13 protein-coding genes are annotated in these 16,522 nt (G+C 72.7%); 1 reads left to right on the top strand and 12 read right to left on the bottom strand.

What is annotated here, in order from left to right:
- Window positions 1–4: 4 nt before the first annotated feature.
- The 3 genes from P3T34_RS06225 to P3T34_RS06215 all read right to left on the bottom strand — a co-directional run bounded on the left by P3T34_RS06225 (window position 5) and on the right by P3T34_RS06215 (window position 5,060).
- Complete coding sequence (locus tag P3T34_RS06225; protein WP_280664978.1) at window positions 5–3,910, bottom strand: Pls/PosA family non-ribosomal peptide synthetase; 3,906 nt, start codon at window positions 3,908–3,910, stop codon at window positions 5–7.
- A gap of 334 nt (window positions 3,911–4,244) precedes the next feature.
- Window positions 4,245–4,640: an SSI family serine proteinase inhibitor gene (locus P3T34_RS06220; RefSeq protein WP_280664977.1), complete on the bottom strand. Its 396-nt coding sequence runs from the start codon at window positions 4,638–4,640 to the stop codon at window positions 4,245–4,247.
- A gap of 42 nt (window positions 4,641–4,682) precedes the next feature.
- Window positions 4,683–5,060 carry a metalloregulator ArsR/SmtB family transcription factor gene (locus tag P3T34_RS06215; protein WP_280664976.1) on the bottom strand — a complete coding sequence of 126 codons (378 nt, stop codon included), beginning with the start codon at window positions 5,058–5,060 and terminating at the stop codon, window positions 4,683–4,685.
- Window positions 5,061–5,199: 139 nt separating this feature from the next.
- On the opposite strand from P3T34_RS06215, the gene P3T34_RS06210 reads away from it, so the two are divergent.
- Complete coding sequence (locus P3T34_RS06210) at window positions 5,200–6,306, top strand: NADH:flavin oxidoreductase/NADH oxidase (RefSeq protein ID WP_280664975.1); 1,107 nt, start codon at window positions 5,200–5,202, stop codon at window positions 6,304–6,306.
- Window positions 6,307–6,367: 61 nt separating this feature from the next.
- Here P3T34_RS06210 and P3T34_RS06205 read toward each other — a convergent pair whose 3' ends face one another.
- The 9 genes from P3T34_RS06205 to mmuM all read right to left on the bottom strand — a co-directional run bounded on the left by P3T34_RS06205 (window position 6,368) and on the right by mmuM (window position 16,492).
- Entirely contained in the window at window positions 6,368–6,655 is a 288-nt protein-coding gene (locus tag P3T34_RS06205; protein ID WP_280664974.1) for a hypothetical protein, read from the bottom strand.
- A gap of 99 nt (window positions 6,656–6,754) precedes the next feature.
- Window positions 6,755–7,555 (bottom strand): rhomboid-like protein, encoded by an 801-nt coding sequence (locus tag P3T34_RS06200; RefSeq protein ID WP_280664973.1) that lies wholly within the window; start codon window positions 7,553–7,555, stop codon window positions 6,755–6,757.
- A 134-nt stretch (window positions 7,556–7,689) separates the two neighbouring features.
- Window positions 7,690–9,342 carry an alkaline phosphatase family protein gene (locus tag P3T34_RS06195; RefSeq protein ID WP_280664972.1) on the bottom strand — a complete coding sequence of 551 codons (1,653 nt, stop codon included), beginning with the start codon at window positions 9,340–9,342 and terminating at the stop codon, window positions 7,690–7,692.
- Between the two features lie 174 nt (window positions 9,343–9,516).
- A complete protein-coding gene (locus tag P3T34_RS06190) occupies window positions 9,517–10,038 on the bottom strand; it encodes a YbhB/YbcL family Raf kinase inhibitor-like protein (RefSeq protein WP_280664971.1) in 522 nt (173 codons plus the stop codon).
- 133 nt (window positions 10,039–10,171) lie between these two features.
- Entirely contained in the window at window positions 10,172–11,776 is a 1,605-nt protein-coding gene (locus P3T34_RS06185; RefSeq protein WP_280664970.1) for a glycerol-3-phosphate dehydrogenase/oxidase, read from the bottom strand.
- Between the two features lie 124 nt (window positions 11,777–11,900).
- Window positions 11,901–13,436: a glycerol kinase GlpK gene (gene glpK, locus P3T34_RS06180; protein ID WP_280664969.1), complete on the bottom strand. Its 1,536-nt coding sequence runs from the start codon at window positions 13,434–13,436 to the stop codon at window positions 11,901–11,903.
- Window positions 13,437–13,560: 124 nt separating this feature from the next.
- Complete coding sequence (locus tag P3T34_RS06175; RefSeq protein WP_280664968.1) at window positions 13,561–14,280, bottom strand: MIP/aquaporin family protein; 720 nt, start codon at window positions 14,278–14,280, stop codon at window positions 13,561–13,563.
- A gap of 388 nt (window positions 14,281–14,668) precedes the next feature.
- A complete protein-coding gene (locus tag P3T34_RS06170) occupies window positions 14,669–15,433 on the bottom strand; it encodes an IclR family transcriptional regulator (protein WP_280664967.1) in 765 nt (254 codons plus the stop codon).
- 129 nt (window positions 15,434–15,562) lie between these two features.
- Window positions 15,563–16,492 carry a homocysteine S-methyltransferase gene (mmuM, locus tag P3T34_RS06165; RefSeq protein WP_280671854.1) on the bottom strand — a complete coding sequence of 310 codons (930 nt, stop codon included), beginning with the start codon at window positions 16,490–16,492 and terminating at the stop codon, window positions 15,563–15,565.
- Window positions 16,493–16,522: the final 30 nt, after the last annotated feature.

Raw genomic sequence — 16,522 nt, 5'->3', positions numbered from 1 at the left:
CTGGCTATGCCTGCCAGGCTTCGATCGGATTGCCCAGCCACCGGGTGTCGGCCGGGACGGACTCCGCGCGCATCACCAGCGAGGCCGGCCCGAGCGTGCTGCGGGCCCCGATGGTGCTGCCGGGCAGCACGATTCCACCCGGGCCCAGCGTGGCGCCCTCGCGGAGGATCACAGTATCCATGCGCATGATCCGGTCGTGGAAGAGGTGGGTCTGCAGCACGCAGCCGCGGTTGATGGTGACGCCGTCGCCCAGCGTGACCAGGTCGGCCTCCGGCAGCCAGTAGCTCTCGCACCACACGCCGCGCCCGATCTTCGCGCCGAGCGCGCGCAGCCAGACGTTGAGCACCGGGGTGCCCGGCACGGCGCCGATCAGCCATGGCACGGCGAGCACCTCGACGAAGGTGTCGGCCAGCTCGTTGCGCCAGACGAAGCCGCTCCACAGCGGGTGCTCGACGGCCCGGAACCGGCCGACCAGCAGCCACTTGGCCGCCGCCGAGACCACACAGGCGACGAGGCCCGCGCCCAGCAGCACGACACCGCCCAGCAGCGCCACCAACCACGCCGAGCCCGCGGAGCCCGCCGAGCCCGCCGAACCCAGCGAGCCCACCGCGCACAGGGCGCCCAGGGTCAGCACGGCGAGCGCGGCCGAGCAGAACACCGGCAGCAGCCGGCAGAGCTCGACCAGGCCGCGCGCCCAGAGCAGCCGGGCCGGCGGGTCGTAGGTCAGGCTCTGGTCGCCGGTGGCGGCCGCGCGCGGCAGCTTCATCGGGGGCATCCCGAGGTACGAGCTGCCCTTCTTGGCCTTCTTCGGGGTCGCGGACAGCACGCCGACCAGCCCGCGGTCGGGGACGGCCCGGCCGGGCGCGGTCATCCCGGAGTTGCCGAGGAAGGCCCGGCGGCCGATCTCGGCCCGGCCGATCCGCAGCCAGCCGCCACCCAGCTCGTACGGGGCGATCAGGGTGTCGTCGGCGAGGAAGGCGCCGTCGCCGACGGTGGTCAGGCTGGGCAGTGCGAGGACGGTGGAGACCTCGGCGCCGACGCCGACCTTCATGCCGAGCAGGCGCAGCCAGACCGGCGTGATCAGCCCGGCGTAGAGCGGGAAGAGCACCTCGCGCGAGAGGTCCATCAGCTGGCTGACCGTCCAGGCCTGCCAGGCGGTGCGCCCGTACAGCGGGTGGTAGCCGGTGCGCAGGCCCAGGCTCAGCAGGCGGACGGCGGCCAGCACCAGCAGCGCGTAGCTGAAGCCGTAAGCGAGAGCAGCAGGCGCAACAGAGAGCAGTGCTCCGGTTACCGCCGAGCCCAGCCCCTCGCCGGGCCGCACGAAGAGGCTCGCCACCAGCAGCGCGGGCAGCGCGGCCAGCACCGGCAGCAGTGTCAGGACGATCTCGGTGGCCCCGTAGACGGCCGCCCAGCGCCTCGGACGCGGCGGACGCCGCTTGGGCCAGCCGCGCTCGGCCTTGCCCAGCTTCGCCGCCGGAGCGCCCGCCCAGCGCTGCCCGGTCGGCACCTGCCCGGTGACGCCCGATCCCGGCGCGATCTCCGCGCCCTTGCCGACCCGGGCCCCCGGGAACAGCGTGCTGCGGGTGCCGACCACGGCGCCCGGGCCGATCTTGACCGTGCCGATCTCCAGCCGGTCGCCGTCCAGCCAGTAGCCGGACAGGTCCACCTCGGCCTCGACCGCGCAGCCCCGACCCAGCTTGAGCAGCCCGGTCACCGGCGGCAGCGCGTGCAGGTCCACCTCGGGCCCGACCTTGGCGCCCAACGCCTGCGCATAGCGCAGCAGCCACGCGCCGGAGAGCGAGGTGGCGCCGCTGGCCTCCACCAGCCGCTCGGCGGCCCACAGCCGCAGGTGCACACCCCCGCCGCGCGGGTAGCTGCCGGCCTTCACTCCGCGCAGCAGCAGCCGCGCGCCCCCGGCGCCGATCGCCAGCCGCCCGGGCGGGCTGAACAGCAGCACCGCGCCGGCGCCCACCACCCACCACGAGGCGGTCGGCGCCCATGGATAGGAGCCGAACCAGCCCAGCACGTTGCCCAGCGCCAGCAGCCCCACCGTCCAGCGCAGCCCGACCAGCGTGAACAGCGGCAGCAGCAGGAGCAGCTGCACCACCTTGGCGCGCAGCGGCGTGCGCGCGATCGTCCGGGTGGAGCCGTCGCCCTGGGCGGAGCGCTCCAGCAGCCGGGCCAGCTTGCGCAGCACCGGCTGCTGGTAGATGTCCAGCACGGCGGCGGACGGGTAGCGGGTGCGCAGCAGCGTGGTCAGCCGGGCGGCGGCCAGACTGCCGCCGCCGATCGCGAAGAAGTCCTCCTGCGCGCTGGTCACCGGCACGCCCAGGATCTCGCTCCACTGCTCGGCCAGCCACGCCTCGGTGCCGTAGAGCTGCTCGGCCGGGCCCTTGGTCTGCAGGCCGGGCAGCGGCCAGGGCAGCGCGTCGCGGTCGACCTTGCCGGAGGTACGGGTCGGCAGCTCCTCGACCGGCGCGAGCAGCGGGACGAGGGCCGCGGGCAGCTCCTCGCGCAGCCGCTTGACGGCGGCCGCCTGGTCCCAGCCGTCCTGGGTGACCAGGTAGCCGACCAGCAGCTGGTTGCCGCCGCGCGCGGTGCGCACCGCGGCGGCGGCGCCCGCCACGCCGGGCAGCGCCTGCAGCGCCGCGTCGACCTCGCCCAGCTCGATCCGCCGCCCGCCGAGCTTGATCTGCTCGTCGCCGCGGCCCAGGAAGACCAGGCCCTCGGGCTCGGCCCGGACCAGGTCGCCGCTGCGGTAGGCGCGCTCCCAGCCCAGCGACTCCAGCGGCGCGTACTTCTCGGCGTCCTTGGCCGGGTCCAGGTAGCGGGCCAGCCCGACGCCGCCGATCACCAGCTGTCCGCTGTCGCCCATCGCGACGGGCCGCCCGGCCTCGTCGACGACGGCCAGCTCCCAGCCGTCCAGCGGCAGGCCGATCCGCACCGGGCCCTCGCCGGTCAGCAGCGCACCGCAGGCGACCACGGTCGCCTCGGTCGGGCCGTACGTGTTCCAGACCTCGCGGCCCTCGGTGACCAGCCGCTCGACCAGCTCCGGCGGGCAGGCCTCGCCGCCGAAGATCAGCAGCCGGACGTCGCCCAGCGTCTCGGCGGGCCACAGCGCGGCCAGCGTCGGCACGGTGGAGACCACGGTGATCTCCTGCTCGGCCAGCCACGGGCCGAGGTCGGCGCCGCTGCGCACCTGCGAGCGGGGGACGGGCACCAGGCAGGCGCCGTAGCGCCAGGCCAGCCACATCTCCTCGCAGGAGGCGTCGAAGGCCACCGAGAGCCCGGCCATCACCCGGTCGCCCGGGCCGATCGGCTCGTCCTGGAGGAACATCGCGGCCTCGGCGTCCACGAAGGCGGCGGCGTTGCGATGGCTGACGGCGACGCCCTTGGGCTTGCCGGTCGAGCCGGAGGTGAAGATGATCCAGGCGTCCTGCTCGGGCCCGGGACGCCCCGCGGGGGCCGAACCCTCGCGGGTGGCGGTGAGCGAGCGCCCGGCGCCGAGCACGGCGCGCACCTCGGCCTCGCCGAAGACCAGCTCGGCGCGCTCGTCCGGGTCCTCGGCGTCCACCGGCACGTACGCGGCGCCGACGGCCAGCACGGCCAGGATCGACACATACAGGTCGTTGGTGCCGGACGGGACGCGGATGCCGACCCGGTCGCCCAGGCCGACGCCGGCCGCGGCCAGCTTGCGGCGCAGCCCGTCGATCTCGGCGGCCAGCGCGCGGTAGCTGAGCACGGTGCTGCCGTCGTCCAGCGCGGGCTCCTGCGGGTGGTCGCGGACGGCGGCGTCCAGGATGTCCACCAGCGTGCGCGGCGCGGGCGCCGGGCGGCCGCCGAAGAGGGCGGGCAGGGCGGGTGCGCCGCTCGGCTCCTCGCGGTCGCCCGGCGTGCTGGTCTGCGTCATCACTGCCATACGGTCCTTCGTCCCTCGGTCCCCCACCACGACCGGCGTGGACGCCTCACGACCTGCGGTATCCGCATGCTCCGGCGCTCTGCTCCGGTCCTGAGCACAACAACCTGATCGATGGTACTCCGGTTCTGAGCTGGGACGATGGCCGATCATGGCGCCAACTGGGCGTTTCTTGATGGAAACTGACAGATCATCAGTTTCTACGATCCTGCCCAGCAAGGGATGCTGACGGACCGTCAGTCGAGTTGACGACCCGTCAGTTCAAAAGTCGACGATGTGACTCAGCTCACACCGATCAGTGCCCCAGGGCCCGGAATCCTCAGAATCCTCAGAACCCGAAGACCGCCGCGGTCCTGGTGTGCAGGCCGCAGCTGTTCGCGAAGGTGTGCTGCCACTGCACGCGGCGCCCCGCCCAGCTGCCCGTGGCACTGGCGGTGACCGGCTGGTACAGCTGGTTGCAGAACGTCCCGGTGGTGCCGGTGAGCCTGTCCGGATCGCCGTTCGCCCGGTCCAGCGCGTCGCAGGCGTCCTGGGCCTTGGGGTGGCTGCCCAGGGCAGGGTGGCAGATCAGCTCGACCCGCCGGTCGCCGCGGGTGCCGCCGTCCTGGATGGCCAGGGTCAGCCGCCAGGGCGGACCGGCCGGCAGCGCCTGCACGGGGGTGGGGAAGGAGAGCACGGCGAACACGGCGGCGGCCAGTGCCGCGCGGATACGGAAGGAAACCATGGGTCAGAAGTAGCACCGCCGTGCCCACCACGCCCAAGGTCGTCACCCCATCGTGGGCGTTTCGGCCAACTCGCCCGGCGCGCGGGCCTCTTCGCCGGCCGCCCCGCTCAACACGCTGTCCAGCAGGCCCGGGAAGAGCGCCGCCAGCTCGCCGCTGCGCAGCACGCTCATCCGCGACGTCCCGCGCCGGTGCTGACGGATCACCCCGGCCTCGCGCAGCACCCGGAAGTGGTGCGTGCTGGTCGACTTGCTGACCGGCAGGCCGAACGCGATGCAGGACATCTCGCAGTGCCCGGCGGCGAGTTCGCGTACGATCCGCAGCCGTACCGGGTCCGCCAGCGCGTGCAGCACGGTCGCCAGGCGGATCTCTGCGGGCGCCGGCTCGGGGAGGGCGCTGTCGGCTTCGGTCTCGGAGGTCACGGTCTCATCGTACGACAGCGCTCGTAGTATGACGCTTCTCGTAGTACGGTAAATCTCGTACTTGGCAGTGCAGCCCTGCTGCCAACCCTTCTGCCAACCCTGCTGCCAGCACCTTCTGCCATGCCTTCGAGGAGTCGTCGTGAGTGCCCTGTTCTCGTCCCTCACCCTGCGCGAGCTGACCATTCCCAACCGCGCCTGGATGGCGCCGATGTGCATGTACTCGGCCGCCGCCGAAGGCCCCGAGACCGGCGTCGCCACCGACTTCCACCTCACCCACCTGGCCTCCCGGGCGGCCGGCGGCGCCGGCCTGGTGATGACCGAGGCCACCGCCGTGCTGCCGGAGGGCCGGATCAGTGCCCACGACCTCGGCCTGTGGAACGAGCGCCAGCAGCAGGCGCTGACCAAGGTCACCGCCGCGATCCGCGGCTACGGCGCGGTCGCCGCGATCCAGCTCGCCCACGCCGGCCGCAAGGCCTCCTGCAACCCGCCGCTGCTCGGCGGCACCCCGGTCACCGTCGCGGACGGCGGCTGGCAGACGGTCGGCCCGAGCGCCGAGCCCTTCGGTGGCAACCCGGCCCCGCACGAGCTCACCGTCGAGGAGATCGCCGAGGTCGTCCAGGCCTTCGCCGACGCCGCCCGCCGGGCCCTGGCGGCCGGCTTCCAGGTCGTCGAGGTGCACGGCGCGCACGGCTACCTGGTGCACTCCTTCCTCTCCCCGGTCTCCAACCGCCGCACCGACGCGTACGGCGGCTCCTTCGAGAACCGCACCCGCTTCGCCCTGGAGGTGGTCCGCGCGGTGCGCGCGGTGTGGCCGCAGGAGCTGCCGGTCCTCTTCCGCACCTCGGCCACCGACTGGCTGACCGAGAACCCCGAGGACGGCCGCGACGGTTGGACCGGCGCCGACACCGTCCGCCTCGCCAAGGAGCTGGCCGCGGCCGGCGTCGACCTGCTGGACGTCTCCACCGGCGGCCTGGTGCCGGACGCCAGGATCCCGGCCGCCCCCGGCTTCCAGGTCCCGTTCGCCACCGAGGTCCGCCAGGCCACCGGCCTGCCGACCGGCGCCGTCGGCCTGATCACCGACCCGAGCCAGGCCGAGCAGATCCTCACCAGCGGCGAGGCCGACGTGGTCCTGCTCGGCCGCGAGCTCCTGCGCAACCCGTACTGGCCGCACCGCGCCGCAATCGAGCTGGGCGCCGACACCAACTGGCCCACCCAGTACGGCTGGGCGATCGCGCGCCGCGGCTGACGTTGACAGCGGGCGGCTCCACACCACCCGGAGCCGCCCGTCAGCGCCGCGCGCCCGAGCGTCAGCGCCGCGAGCCGCGCGCCCGACTCTGGGCTATCGGCGAGTCGCGGCCCGGTCCGCGCCGGCGCTGCTCGGCGATCTGCCGGGAGACCATGATGTCCAACAGGCAGTAGGCGATGGCGAACACGCCGACTCCGCTGGCCATCAGCCCGGGCGTCAGCACCCAGCTGTGCGCGAACGAGGCCAGCGCCGTGATGGTCAGCAAGACCAGCGTGAGCGCAAGAAAGAGCACCGCCCGTACGGCGGCTGAGCGCACCTCGTCCGCCATCCGGCGGCGTGCAGCGGGCATCGTCGGCGACCCCCCAGGTCCGGGCGGGGTGTCTCCAGCGCACCCCGCCCAGTTCTGCCCAGGCGGGCCCCGGGCAAACCGTCGACTTCAACTCCCCGTCTATTGCCCGTGATTCGCCAGGAATCGGTGCGGCGCAGCGCTGCTGGGGGAGTCCACCCGGGGCAGCACCGGCACCCGGACCCAGCGGCCGTTCGTCCGGGCGCGGACGCTGCGGGACCGGCTCAGCGGGTACAGCAGCGTGCCGATCGCCACCGCCAGGCAGTGTCCGAGGTCGGTGAAGGTGTGGCTCTCCACGTACTGCGAGATGAACCAGGCGGCCAGCGCCGCGAATCCGAGCAGCCGCCACCTCAGCGCCAGCCGGTAGCAGAGCAGCGCGGCCACGCACCAGGTGCCGTAGCTGACGCCCACGTCGACCGTGCGGGCGATCGAGGGGGCGAGATGCCCGTGCGCGACCTGGTACTCGATCCAGATCGCGGTCAGCAGCGTCGCGCCGATGTGCCCGGCCAGGAAGGCGCCGACGAACCGCGCCGTGCCCAGCCAGCGTTCGGCCGGCCCGAGCACCAGCAGCGCGGTGATGGTCAGGGTGAGCAGGTCGGAGGCGTTGGTCCACATCGCCGAGGCGAAGAGCACCGTCACCGGGTCGTGGCTCAGCCCGGAGAGGTTGGTCGAATGCACCCGCAGCACCGACTCGCCCAGCTTGTTCGGCAGGCCGGCCAGCATCCAGGAGTGCAGCGCGACCAGCACCCAGAGCGTGGCGGTGGCGGGATTGGCGCTGGCCCACACCCAGGAGGCGCGCGCCGCGGATCTCAACTGCCGCCCGCCCGGCCACTGGTAGTGGATCGCCATCCAGCCGCAGAAGACGACGAGGACGACGAAGGACTCGATCCACCTGGTGGGCATGTTGTTCCGAGCTGCCGGTGACGGGGGACGCGCAGAATCTTACTCGACGTGAGGAAGTCGTCGCGCTGTGCTTGCCCGGGCCCGGGCGCGCGCACGGCTACGCGTACGCACGACCCGGGCTGGCGGGGGTCGAATCAGCGTACCGGCAGCGTCTGAGTGTTCTCTTTACGGACGGCCTGCAGGGCCCGCGGGTCCAGGCCCAGCAGGCGCAGGATGGTCGGCGCGATCTGCTTGGTCTGCACCTGTGCGGAGTCCCGCACGCCACCGGGCGTCCCCGCGCCCGAGACGACCAGCGGCACGTCCAGGTCGTCCGCGTGCGCGCCACCGTGCTCGGCGACCTTGCCGGTGCCACCGGTGTAGACGACGCCGTACTGGGCGATCCCGAAGACGTCAGGCACCCGCGCGTCACCGGGCTTCACGCCGAAGTAGTCGGCTGCGGCCTCCCCGGCGTAGACCTTGCTCAGCCCGCCGTGGGTGAAGGCCTTGGGTGCGCCGTTGACGTCCGTCCCGGTGCCGCTCTGCGCCAGCAGGTAGTTCTGGGCGAAGGAGGTGGCCGCCGCGGAGCGGTCGTTCAGCCACAGCAGCACGCCGTCGTCGTCCACCGAGTGCGCCACCAGGTCGCCCGCAGTCGGGTGCAGCTTCTTCCACGCGGCGTTCAGGCCGTCCAGCAGCGGACCGTCATTGACCCGGGTGAGCGCGGCGGGGTCGGTGGGCGACTGGCCGTGCTTGGCGGAGAGGATGATCGTGGTGTCCGAGGCCAGGTGGTCCTTGTGCAGCTCGGCGGTCAGCGCGCCGATCTCCATGTTGACGAAGTCGAGGTTCTTGGCCAGCAGCGGGCTGGGGACGTCCTTGGCGGTGTAGCCACCCGGCAGCCCCTCGGAGCTGGGCAGCTTCTGCGCGGTGGAGACCGACTGGAAGTTGAGACCGAAGATCGCGGGGGTGCCGACCCGCTGGCTGCGGCTGTGGTCGTAGCCGTCGATCTCGTTGAGCACGGCCTGCACCTTGTAGCCGTCGTACTGCTCGGTGGCCTTGTTGTCGGTGGTCCAGTCGTTGCCCGCCGGGTAGCCGAGCGCGTCGCTGTTGATCTCGGGGGTGAAGAGATCCTGGATGCCGTCGCCGGACGGGCCGTTGAGGATGTCGTACGCGGCGTGCTTGTCGGACCACGCGGTCCGCAGGCCGGCCGAGCGGGCCACCTCGAAGATGGTGTTGACCTGTAGATACGAGTGCGGGTACACGGGCTTGCAGGTGTGCGGGTCGACCGGCAGGGTGCTCGGGTTGATCAGCGAGGCCGGGTCGCCGGTCATCGACAGGATGCTGCCCGGCAGGTTCGCCAGGCCCTGGCCCGCGTCGATGGAGGCCTTGTTCTTGTCCAGGTCCTCGGTGAGGTCCACCTCCACGCCCGGCTTGACGCCCGCGCAGTGGGTGGTGCCGGCCGGGAGCAGCGCGGCGTTGTACGTGTCGTCGTAGTAGACGCCGGTGGTGCCGGGGCCGCCGCCGGTCGCCTGGGCGACCATGCCGGGGAAGGAGTCGGACGGCGTCGTGGTCTTGGCATCGGTGTACTCCACGCCGCCGCCGACCAGTTGGGCCAGCGCCGAGTGCGGGTGCAGCGAGGTGTACCAGGCCAGGTCCGACTGGTGCAGCCCGTCGACGGAGATCAGCAGCACGTGCTTGGCGGGCGCCCGGTGGCCGGCGCCCGCCGTGGCGGCGGTCGCCTGCGCGGTGGTGGCGCCGGCCAGGGCCACGGCGATGCCGAGAACGGCGGCACGTCGAACGGAACGTCGAGTCACGAGGTCTCCCGAGAGCTGCTGGGGCGGATCGGTGCACGCGCCATGATGGGCGCGGCCCGTGTACCACCGGCGGCAGCCGACTGAACACCTCGCGAAGACCGGGCCGACAGGACGAGGGCCGAGAGGACGAGGACCGGCGGGACGAGGCCTCACCTCGCCCCGCCGGCAGGCCGGTTACTCGTTCTCGTACGTCGCGATGATGCTCGCCCGGCCCACCGCCAGGAAACCCAGCGTGCCGCTGACCGCGGCCGGCGAGGTATCCGCGTCCAGGCCCAGCTTGTCCACGCTCAGCGCGTGCACGGTGAACGCATAGCGGTGCGGGCCGTGCCCGGCCGGCGGGGCGGCACCGCCGAAGTTCTTGCTGCCGTAGTCGTTGCGCGCGTGGATCGCCCCGGCCGGCAGTCCGGGGAAGTCGCCGCTGCCGACGCCGGCCGGCAATGCGGTGACGTCCGCGGGCAGGTCGAAGAGCACCCAGTGCCACCAGCCGCAACCGGTCGGGGCGTCCGGGTCGAAGCAGGTGACGGCGAAGCTCCTGGTCTCCGCCGGGAAGCCCTCCCAGCGCAGCTGCGGAGAGAGGTCGCCGCCCGCCAGCACCTGCGCCTGGGACAGCGTCCCGCCGTCCGGCACGTCGTCGCTGTGCAGGGTGAACGAGGGGACCGGGCGCAGGAACTCGTGCGGAAGGGGTGGCCTGGGCATGCTGATGAGCCTCCTCAAGAAGGGGAATCCTGCCCCGAGCCTAGGCCCTGCCCTTAGGCCCTGCCCCAATGCCCTGGCACACGTCAAGGGCGGGCATCCCCCCGGGACGCCCGCCCTTGACGTGCCGTCAGCCTCAGCCCTGCGTGCGCCCGGCGCGCTTGGCCAGGAAGTCCGCCACCTGCTGCTCGATCTGCGGGGTGTCGAACCCGCGCACCGTCATCGTGGTGCGCCGGCGCAGCACGTCGTCGGTGGTGTAGGCCCACTCGCTGTCGGCCGCGAACGCGACCTGCGCCCAGACGTCCGGGCCGTCCGGGTGAATCGGCTCACCGAGCGCGGGGTCGTCGGCGATCATCTTGGCGATCTCGAAGGAGAGCGTGCCGTAGTGGCTGGCCAGGTGCCTGGCCACCAGCGGCTCCATCCGCGAGCCGGGCTCGCGGTCGATCAGCAGCCGGTGCGCGACGGCGTTCGGCGCGCCGATGCCGGGCAGCGGGACGGTGGCCGGGATCGGCGACATGTCCTCGGAGAGCCCGGTGCCGCGCACATGCGCGAGCTTCTCCAGCACGGTGCGCCCGATGTGCCGGTAGGTGGTCCACTTGCCGCCGGCCACCGACAGCATGCCGCCGCGGCCCTCGGTCACCACGGTCTCGCGCTTGGCGGCGGCGGTGTCGCCGGGGCCGCCGGGCAGCACCCGCAGGCCGGCGAAGGAGTAGGTGATCAGGTCGCGGTCGAGGTGCTCGTCCTTGATCGCGTGGCCGGCCTCGTCCATGATCTGGTCGATGTCGGCGTCGGTGGCCCGGACGTCCTTCGGGTCGCCGGTGTACTCCTCGTCCGTGGTCCCGAGCAGGACGTGGTCCTCCCACGGGATGGCGAACGAGACGCGGTACTTGTCGATCGGGATGGTCAGCGCGGCGCGCCACGGCGTGCGGCGCTTGACGACCACGTGTGCACCCTTGGACAGCCGGATGCTGGGCGCGGCGCCCTTGTCCTCCATCGCCCGCAGGTGGTCGACCCACGGGCCGGTGGCGTTCAGCACCAGCCGCGCGTTGACGCCGAACTCGCTGCCGTCCAGCCGGTCCTTCAGCTCGGCGCCGGTCACCCGGGTGCCGGTGAAGCGCAGGCCGGTGACCTCGGCGTGGTTGAGCACCACGGCGCCCGCGTCGACGGCGGCGCGCACCGTCATCACGGCCATCCGCGAGTCGTTCATCTGGTGGTCGCCGTAGACCGCGACCGAGCGCAGGCCCTCGGTGCGCAGCGCCGGCACCTGCTGGGCGGCGTGCGCGGCGGTGGAGACCCGGCCCATGCCGTCGCGGAAGGCGGAGAGCGCGGAGTAGAGGAAGACGCCGGCGCCGAGCTTGGGGGCGCTGTGCGGGCCGCCCTTGTAGACCGGCACGAAGAAGGTCAGCGGGTTGACCAGGTGCGGGGCCACGTCGGTGGCCAGCGCCCGGCGCTCCTTGTGGTTCTCGGCCACCAGCTTGACCGCGCCGGTCTGCAGGTAGCGCAGGCCGCCGTGGACCAGCTTGGAGGAGGCGCTGGAGGTGGCGCCCGCGAAGTCGCCCGCGTCCACCATGGCGACCTTGAGGCCGGCCTGCGAGGCGGTCCAGGCGACCGCTGTGCCGAGGATGCCGCCCCCGATCACCAGCAGGTCGTAGGTGGCCTTGCCCAGCAGCTCACGGGTCTCGGCGCGGGAAGCGGTGCGGCCGGGGGTGCGCTCGGCGCCCAGGGTCGGGATGGTTGCCATGGTGTGTGTTTACGGCGCTCGGTGCGGGCGGGCGCCGTTTCTCCTCTCGATGTGCGGTACGGCCTCCTCAGAGGCCGGGGAACACGCCGGCCGGGGCGTCGGAGCGCCCCGGCCGGCGGACGTCTCAGCTCTCGTCGTCCTCCTCGACCCAGCCCATGGTCCGCTCGACGGCCTTGAGCCACTTCTTGTACTCGCGCTCGCGGGTGGCGTCGTCCATCCGGGGCGTCCACTCGGCGGCGCGGTGCCAGTTGGCCCGCAGGGTGTCCAGGTCGGGCCAGAAGCCGACCGCGAGGCCGGCCGCGTAGGCGGCGCCGAGCGCGGTGGTCTCGGCCACGTACGGGCGCTCGACCGGGGCGTTCAGGACGTCGGCGATGTTCTGCATCAGCAGGTTGTTGGAGGTCATGCCGCCGTCGACCTTGAGTGCCTTCAGCTCGACGCCGGAGTCCTTCTCCATGGCGTCCATGACCTCGCGGGTCTGCCAGGCGGTGGCCTCCAGCACGGCGCGGGCCAGGTGGCCCTTGGTCACGTAGCGGGTCAGGCCGGCGATCACGCCGCGGGCGTCGGAGCGCCAGTACGGGGCGAACAGGCCGGAGAAGGCCGGCACGAAGTAGGCGCCGCCGTTGTCCTCGACGGTGTTGGCCAGCGTCTCGATCTCGGCCGCGGTGGAGATGATGCCGAGCTGGTCGCGCAGCCACTGCACCAGCGAGCCGGTGACGGCGATCGAGCCCTCCAGGGCGTAGACCGGCTTCTGGTCGCCGATCCGGTAGCCGACCGTGGTCAGCAGCCCGTTGTAGGAGTGGACCACCGTCTCGCCGGTGTTGAGCAGCAGGAAGGTGCCGGTGCCGTACGTGCTCTTGGCCTCGCCCTTGTCGAAGCAGGTCTGGCCGAACAGCGCGGCCTGCTGGTCGCCGAGCGCCGAGGCGACCGGGACGCCCGCCAGGTCGCCCACCGCGTGGCCGTAGACCTCGGCGGAGGAGCGGATCTCCGGCAGCACGTTGAGCGGCACGCCCATCGAGTCGGCGATCTTCTCGTCCCACGCCAGCGTGTTCAGGTTCATCAGCATGGTGCGCGAGGCGTTGGTGACGTCGGTGACGTGCTTGCCGCCGTCGACGCCGCCGGTGAGGTTCCAGATCACCCAGGTGTCCATGGTGCCGAACAGGATGTCGCCGGCCGCGGCGCGCTCACGCAGGCCCTCGACGTTGTCCAGCAGCCAGCGGATCTTGGGGCCGGCGAAGTAGCTGGCCAGCGGGAGGCCGGTCTCGCGGCGGAAGCGGTCCTGGCCCACGTTGCGGCCGAGCTCGCGGCAGAGGCCCTCGGTGCGGGTGTCCTGCCACACCAGCGCGTTGTGGACCGGCTCGCCGGTGTTCTTGTCCCACAGCACGGTGGTCTCGCGCTGGTTGGTGATACCGATCGCGCGGATGTCGTCCTTGGTCAGGCCGGCCTTCTCCAGCGCGCCGCGGACCACCGACTGCACCCGGGTCCAGATCTCCGCGGCGTCGTGCTCCACCCAGCCCGGCTGCGGGAAGATCTGGCTGTGCTCCTGCTGGTCGACGGCCACGATCCGGCCGTCGGCACCGAAGATGATGCAGCGGCTGGACGTGGTGCCCTGGTCGATCGCGGCGATGTAGTTGCCGGTGAGCTCGGTGTTGCCCGTGGTCATGATGTCCTCGGCTCGTGTGAGGGAAGTTGAGGGGGAGAGGGGACGGTGCGGCTGACGCAGTCTCAGTCCCCGCGCCCGGGTGAGGCGCAAACCCCGCCCGGGCGCCGATCGGTCGAGCGACCGGTCAGAAGCAGAGCTTGTACAGCAGGCCGGAGAGCAGGCCGCCGATGACCGGGCCGGCCACCGGGATCCAGGCGTACTTCCAGTCGGAGCCGCCCTTGTTCGGGATCGGCAGCAGCGAGTGCACGATGCGCGGGCCGAGGTCGCGGACCGGGTTGATGGCGTAGCCGGTGGGGCCGCCGAGCGAGAGACCGATGCCGACCACGGTGAAGGCGGTGATCAGCACGCCGATGCCGGACAGGCCGACACCCTTGCTCAGACCCTGGGTGAGGATCGCCATGCAGAGCACCATGGTGGCGATGACCTCGGTGAGCAGGTTCTGGATCGGGTTCCGGATCTCGGGACCGGTCGAGAAGATGCCGAGCGTGGGCTCCTCGTTGGCCTGGAACTGGCCGAGGTAGACCACCCAGACGAGGACGGCGCCGATCATCGCGCCGAGCAGCTGGGAGCCGAGGTAGAGCGGGACCTGGCTCCAGTCGCCGCTCTTGACGGCGAGGGCCAGCGTGACGGCCGGGTTGAGGTGGGCACCCGACTTCGTCGCGACCATGTAGGCGGCGATCATGACCGCGAAGCCCCAGCCGAAGGTGATCGCCAGCCAGCCGGCGTTCTGGGCCTTGGACTTCTTGAGCGTGACGGCGGCGCAGACGCCCCCGCCGAGGAGTATCAGCGCGGCGGTGCCGAGCGTTTCGCCGACGAAGATGTCGCCGTTCGAGAAGGCGGACACAAAGACTCCTTTGTCCGTATGGCCGATGCCTTGTGGGTCGAGCCCGTGGCAGGCGGGTGGGGGATCGCCACGGTGGGGGAGAACCGTGGCGGGGCGGGCGTCCCGTCCCTGGGAGGGGTCCCTGCGGTTGGGGGTGGCGACCGGCGGGCGGAGGACCTTCCGTGGGGTGAGGTCTCCGCGGCCACCGTTCGACATTGTCGACCGCTATGCGGAAGCTTTCCCTGGTATGGGCCCCCACGTCAAGGCCGGTGACCGCCCTGTGACCAGGCCCTCTCGGCGGAGGATGCCGACGAGTGGGAATTACCTGCCCAAACCAGCCTGATAGCGGGCAAAACACGGACGGCCGGGCAGCAGTGCCGCCCGGCCGTCCACAGTGCTTCGCAGGGTCTCAGAACCGCCCGGCGCCCAGGTCGCGGGAGATCGCCCGCGCGGCGCTGCGCACCGAGGCCACCAGCTGCGGGCGGACGAAGCCGTCCTCGCAGACCCGCTCGACCGCACCGCTGATGCAGACCGCGCCGACCGGGTTGCGCCGGCGGTCCTGGATCAGCGCGCCGATCGAGGCCACACCCTCCCAGGTCTCCTCGATCGCGTCCGCCCAGCCGCGCTCGCGGATCAGCGCGCACTCGGCATCGATGTCACCCAGATCGGTCAGCGTGCGCGGGGTGTACGCCTCCAGCGGGCCCTCGCCCAACTCGCCGCGGGCCACCGGGTCGTAGGCCAGCAGCACCTTGCCCAGCGCGGTGCTGTGCAGCGGGTGCATGCTGCCGACCTCCAGCACCTGGCGGGTGTCGTCGGGGCGGAAGACGTGGTGCACGATCAGCACGCCGCGCTGGTGCAGCACGCCGAGGTAGACGGTCTCACCGCTGGCCCGGGCCAGGTCGTCGGCCCAGACCAGGGCGCGGGCGCGCAGCTCGTGGACGTCCAGGTAGCTCTGGCCCAGCCGCAGCAGCTCGGCGCCGAGCTGGTACTTGCCGCTCTCCGGGTCCTGCTCGACGAAGCCCTCCATCTGGAGCGTGCGCAGGATGCCGTGCGCGGTGCCCTTGGCGAGGTCGAGCGAGGTGGCCACCTCGGACAGGCCCAGCCGCCGCTCGCCGCCGGCCAGCAGGCGCATGATCGCGGCGGCTCGGGAGAGCGACTGGATCGGGCCGGGCATGGGGACCTCCACTGACGGGCGGTCGACAATGTCGCACAGGTAGTGATGATGTCGACTGCGAGGGCATCGACCCGAGTCTGCCAGGCCGACCCCCGCGCACGCACGTCGCCTGCCGTTTCCCGGCTTCTTTCACCCTGCTCGGGTACTGTCCACGCCGATCTCCGCCGCCAGCGCGGCGATCTGATCGGGCCCCACCCGGCAGCACCCGCCCACCAGCCGCGCCCCGTCCGCCACCCACCCGCGGGCCGCGCCGGCCGGCGCGGTCGGCGCGCCGAACCAGGCGCGCGCCTGCGGATCCCAGCCCTCACCGCTGTTCGGGTAGGCCACCACCGGCTTCCCGGTGACCCGCGCCGCGATCCGCACCGCCGGCCCGACGTCCTCAGGGGCGCAGCAGTTCACTCCGACGGCCACCACCTCCGCCGCCTCGGCCGCCACCGCGAACGCCTCCGCCAGCGGCTGGCCGGCCCTGGTCCGGGTGCCCGCGATGCTGTACGACAGCCAGGCCGGCACCCCGAGACCGCGCACGCAGCGCACCAGCGCCTCGGCCTCCACCAGGTCCGGCACGGTCTCCAGCGCCAGCACATCCGGCCCGGCGGCGGCCAGCACCTCGATCCGCGGCCGGTGGAACCGCTCCAGGGCGGCCACCGTGAGCCCGTAGCGGCCGCGGTACTCCGACCCGTCCGCCAGCACCGCCCCGTACGGACCGACCGACGCCGCCACCCAGCGCGCGCGCCCCGTCGCACGCTCCCCGGCCGCCTCGCGCGCCAGTCGCACGCTGGACGCCAGCAGCCGCGCCGCCCCGGCCCGGTCGACGCCGCGCCGCGCGAACCCCTCGAAGCTCGCCTGGTAGCTGCCCGTGATCACCACCTCGGCGCCCGCCGCGTAGTACGCCCGATGGGCCGCCACCAGCGCCTGCGGGGCGTCCGCCAACAGCCGCGCCGACCACAGCTCGTCCGCCAGGTCGTACCCGGCCGCGGCCAGCTGGTTCGACAACCCGCCGTCCAGCACCAGCGGCCCGCCCAGCAGGGCCCGCGCGAACCCGCTCTCCGACACCGGCATCACCACACCACCGCCTCCCAGCTCCCCCTC

It is taken from the genome of Kitasatospora sp. MAP12-44 (genome assembly GCF_029892095.1).
In the GTDB taxonomy this organism is placed as follows: domain Bacteria; phylum Actinomycetota; class Actinomycetes; order Streptomycetales; family Streptomycetaceae; genus Kitasatospora.
Note: the sequence above shows the minus strand (reverse complement) of the source record. Positions and strands in the feature narration are given on the sequence as shown.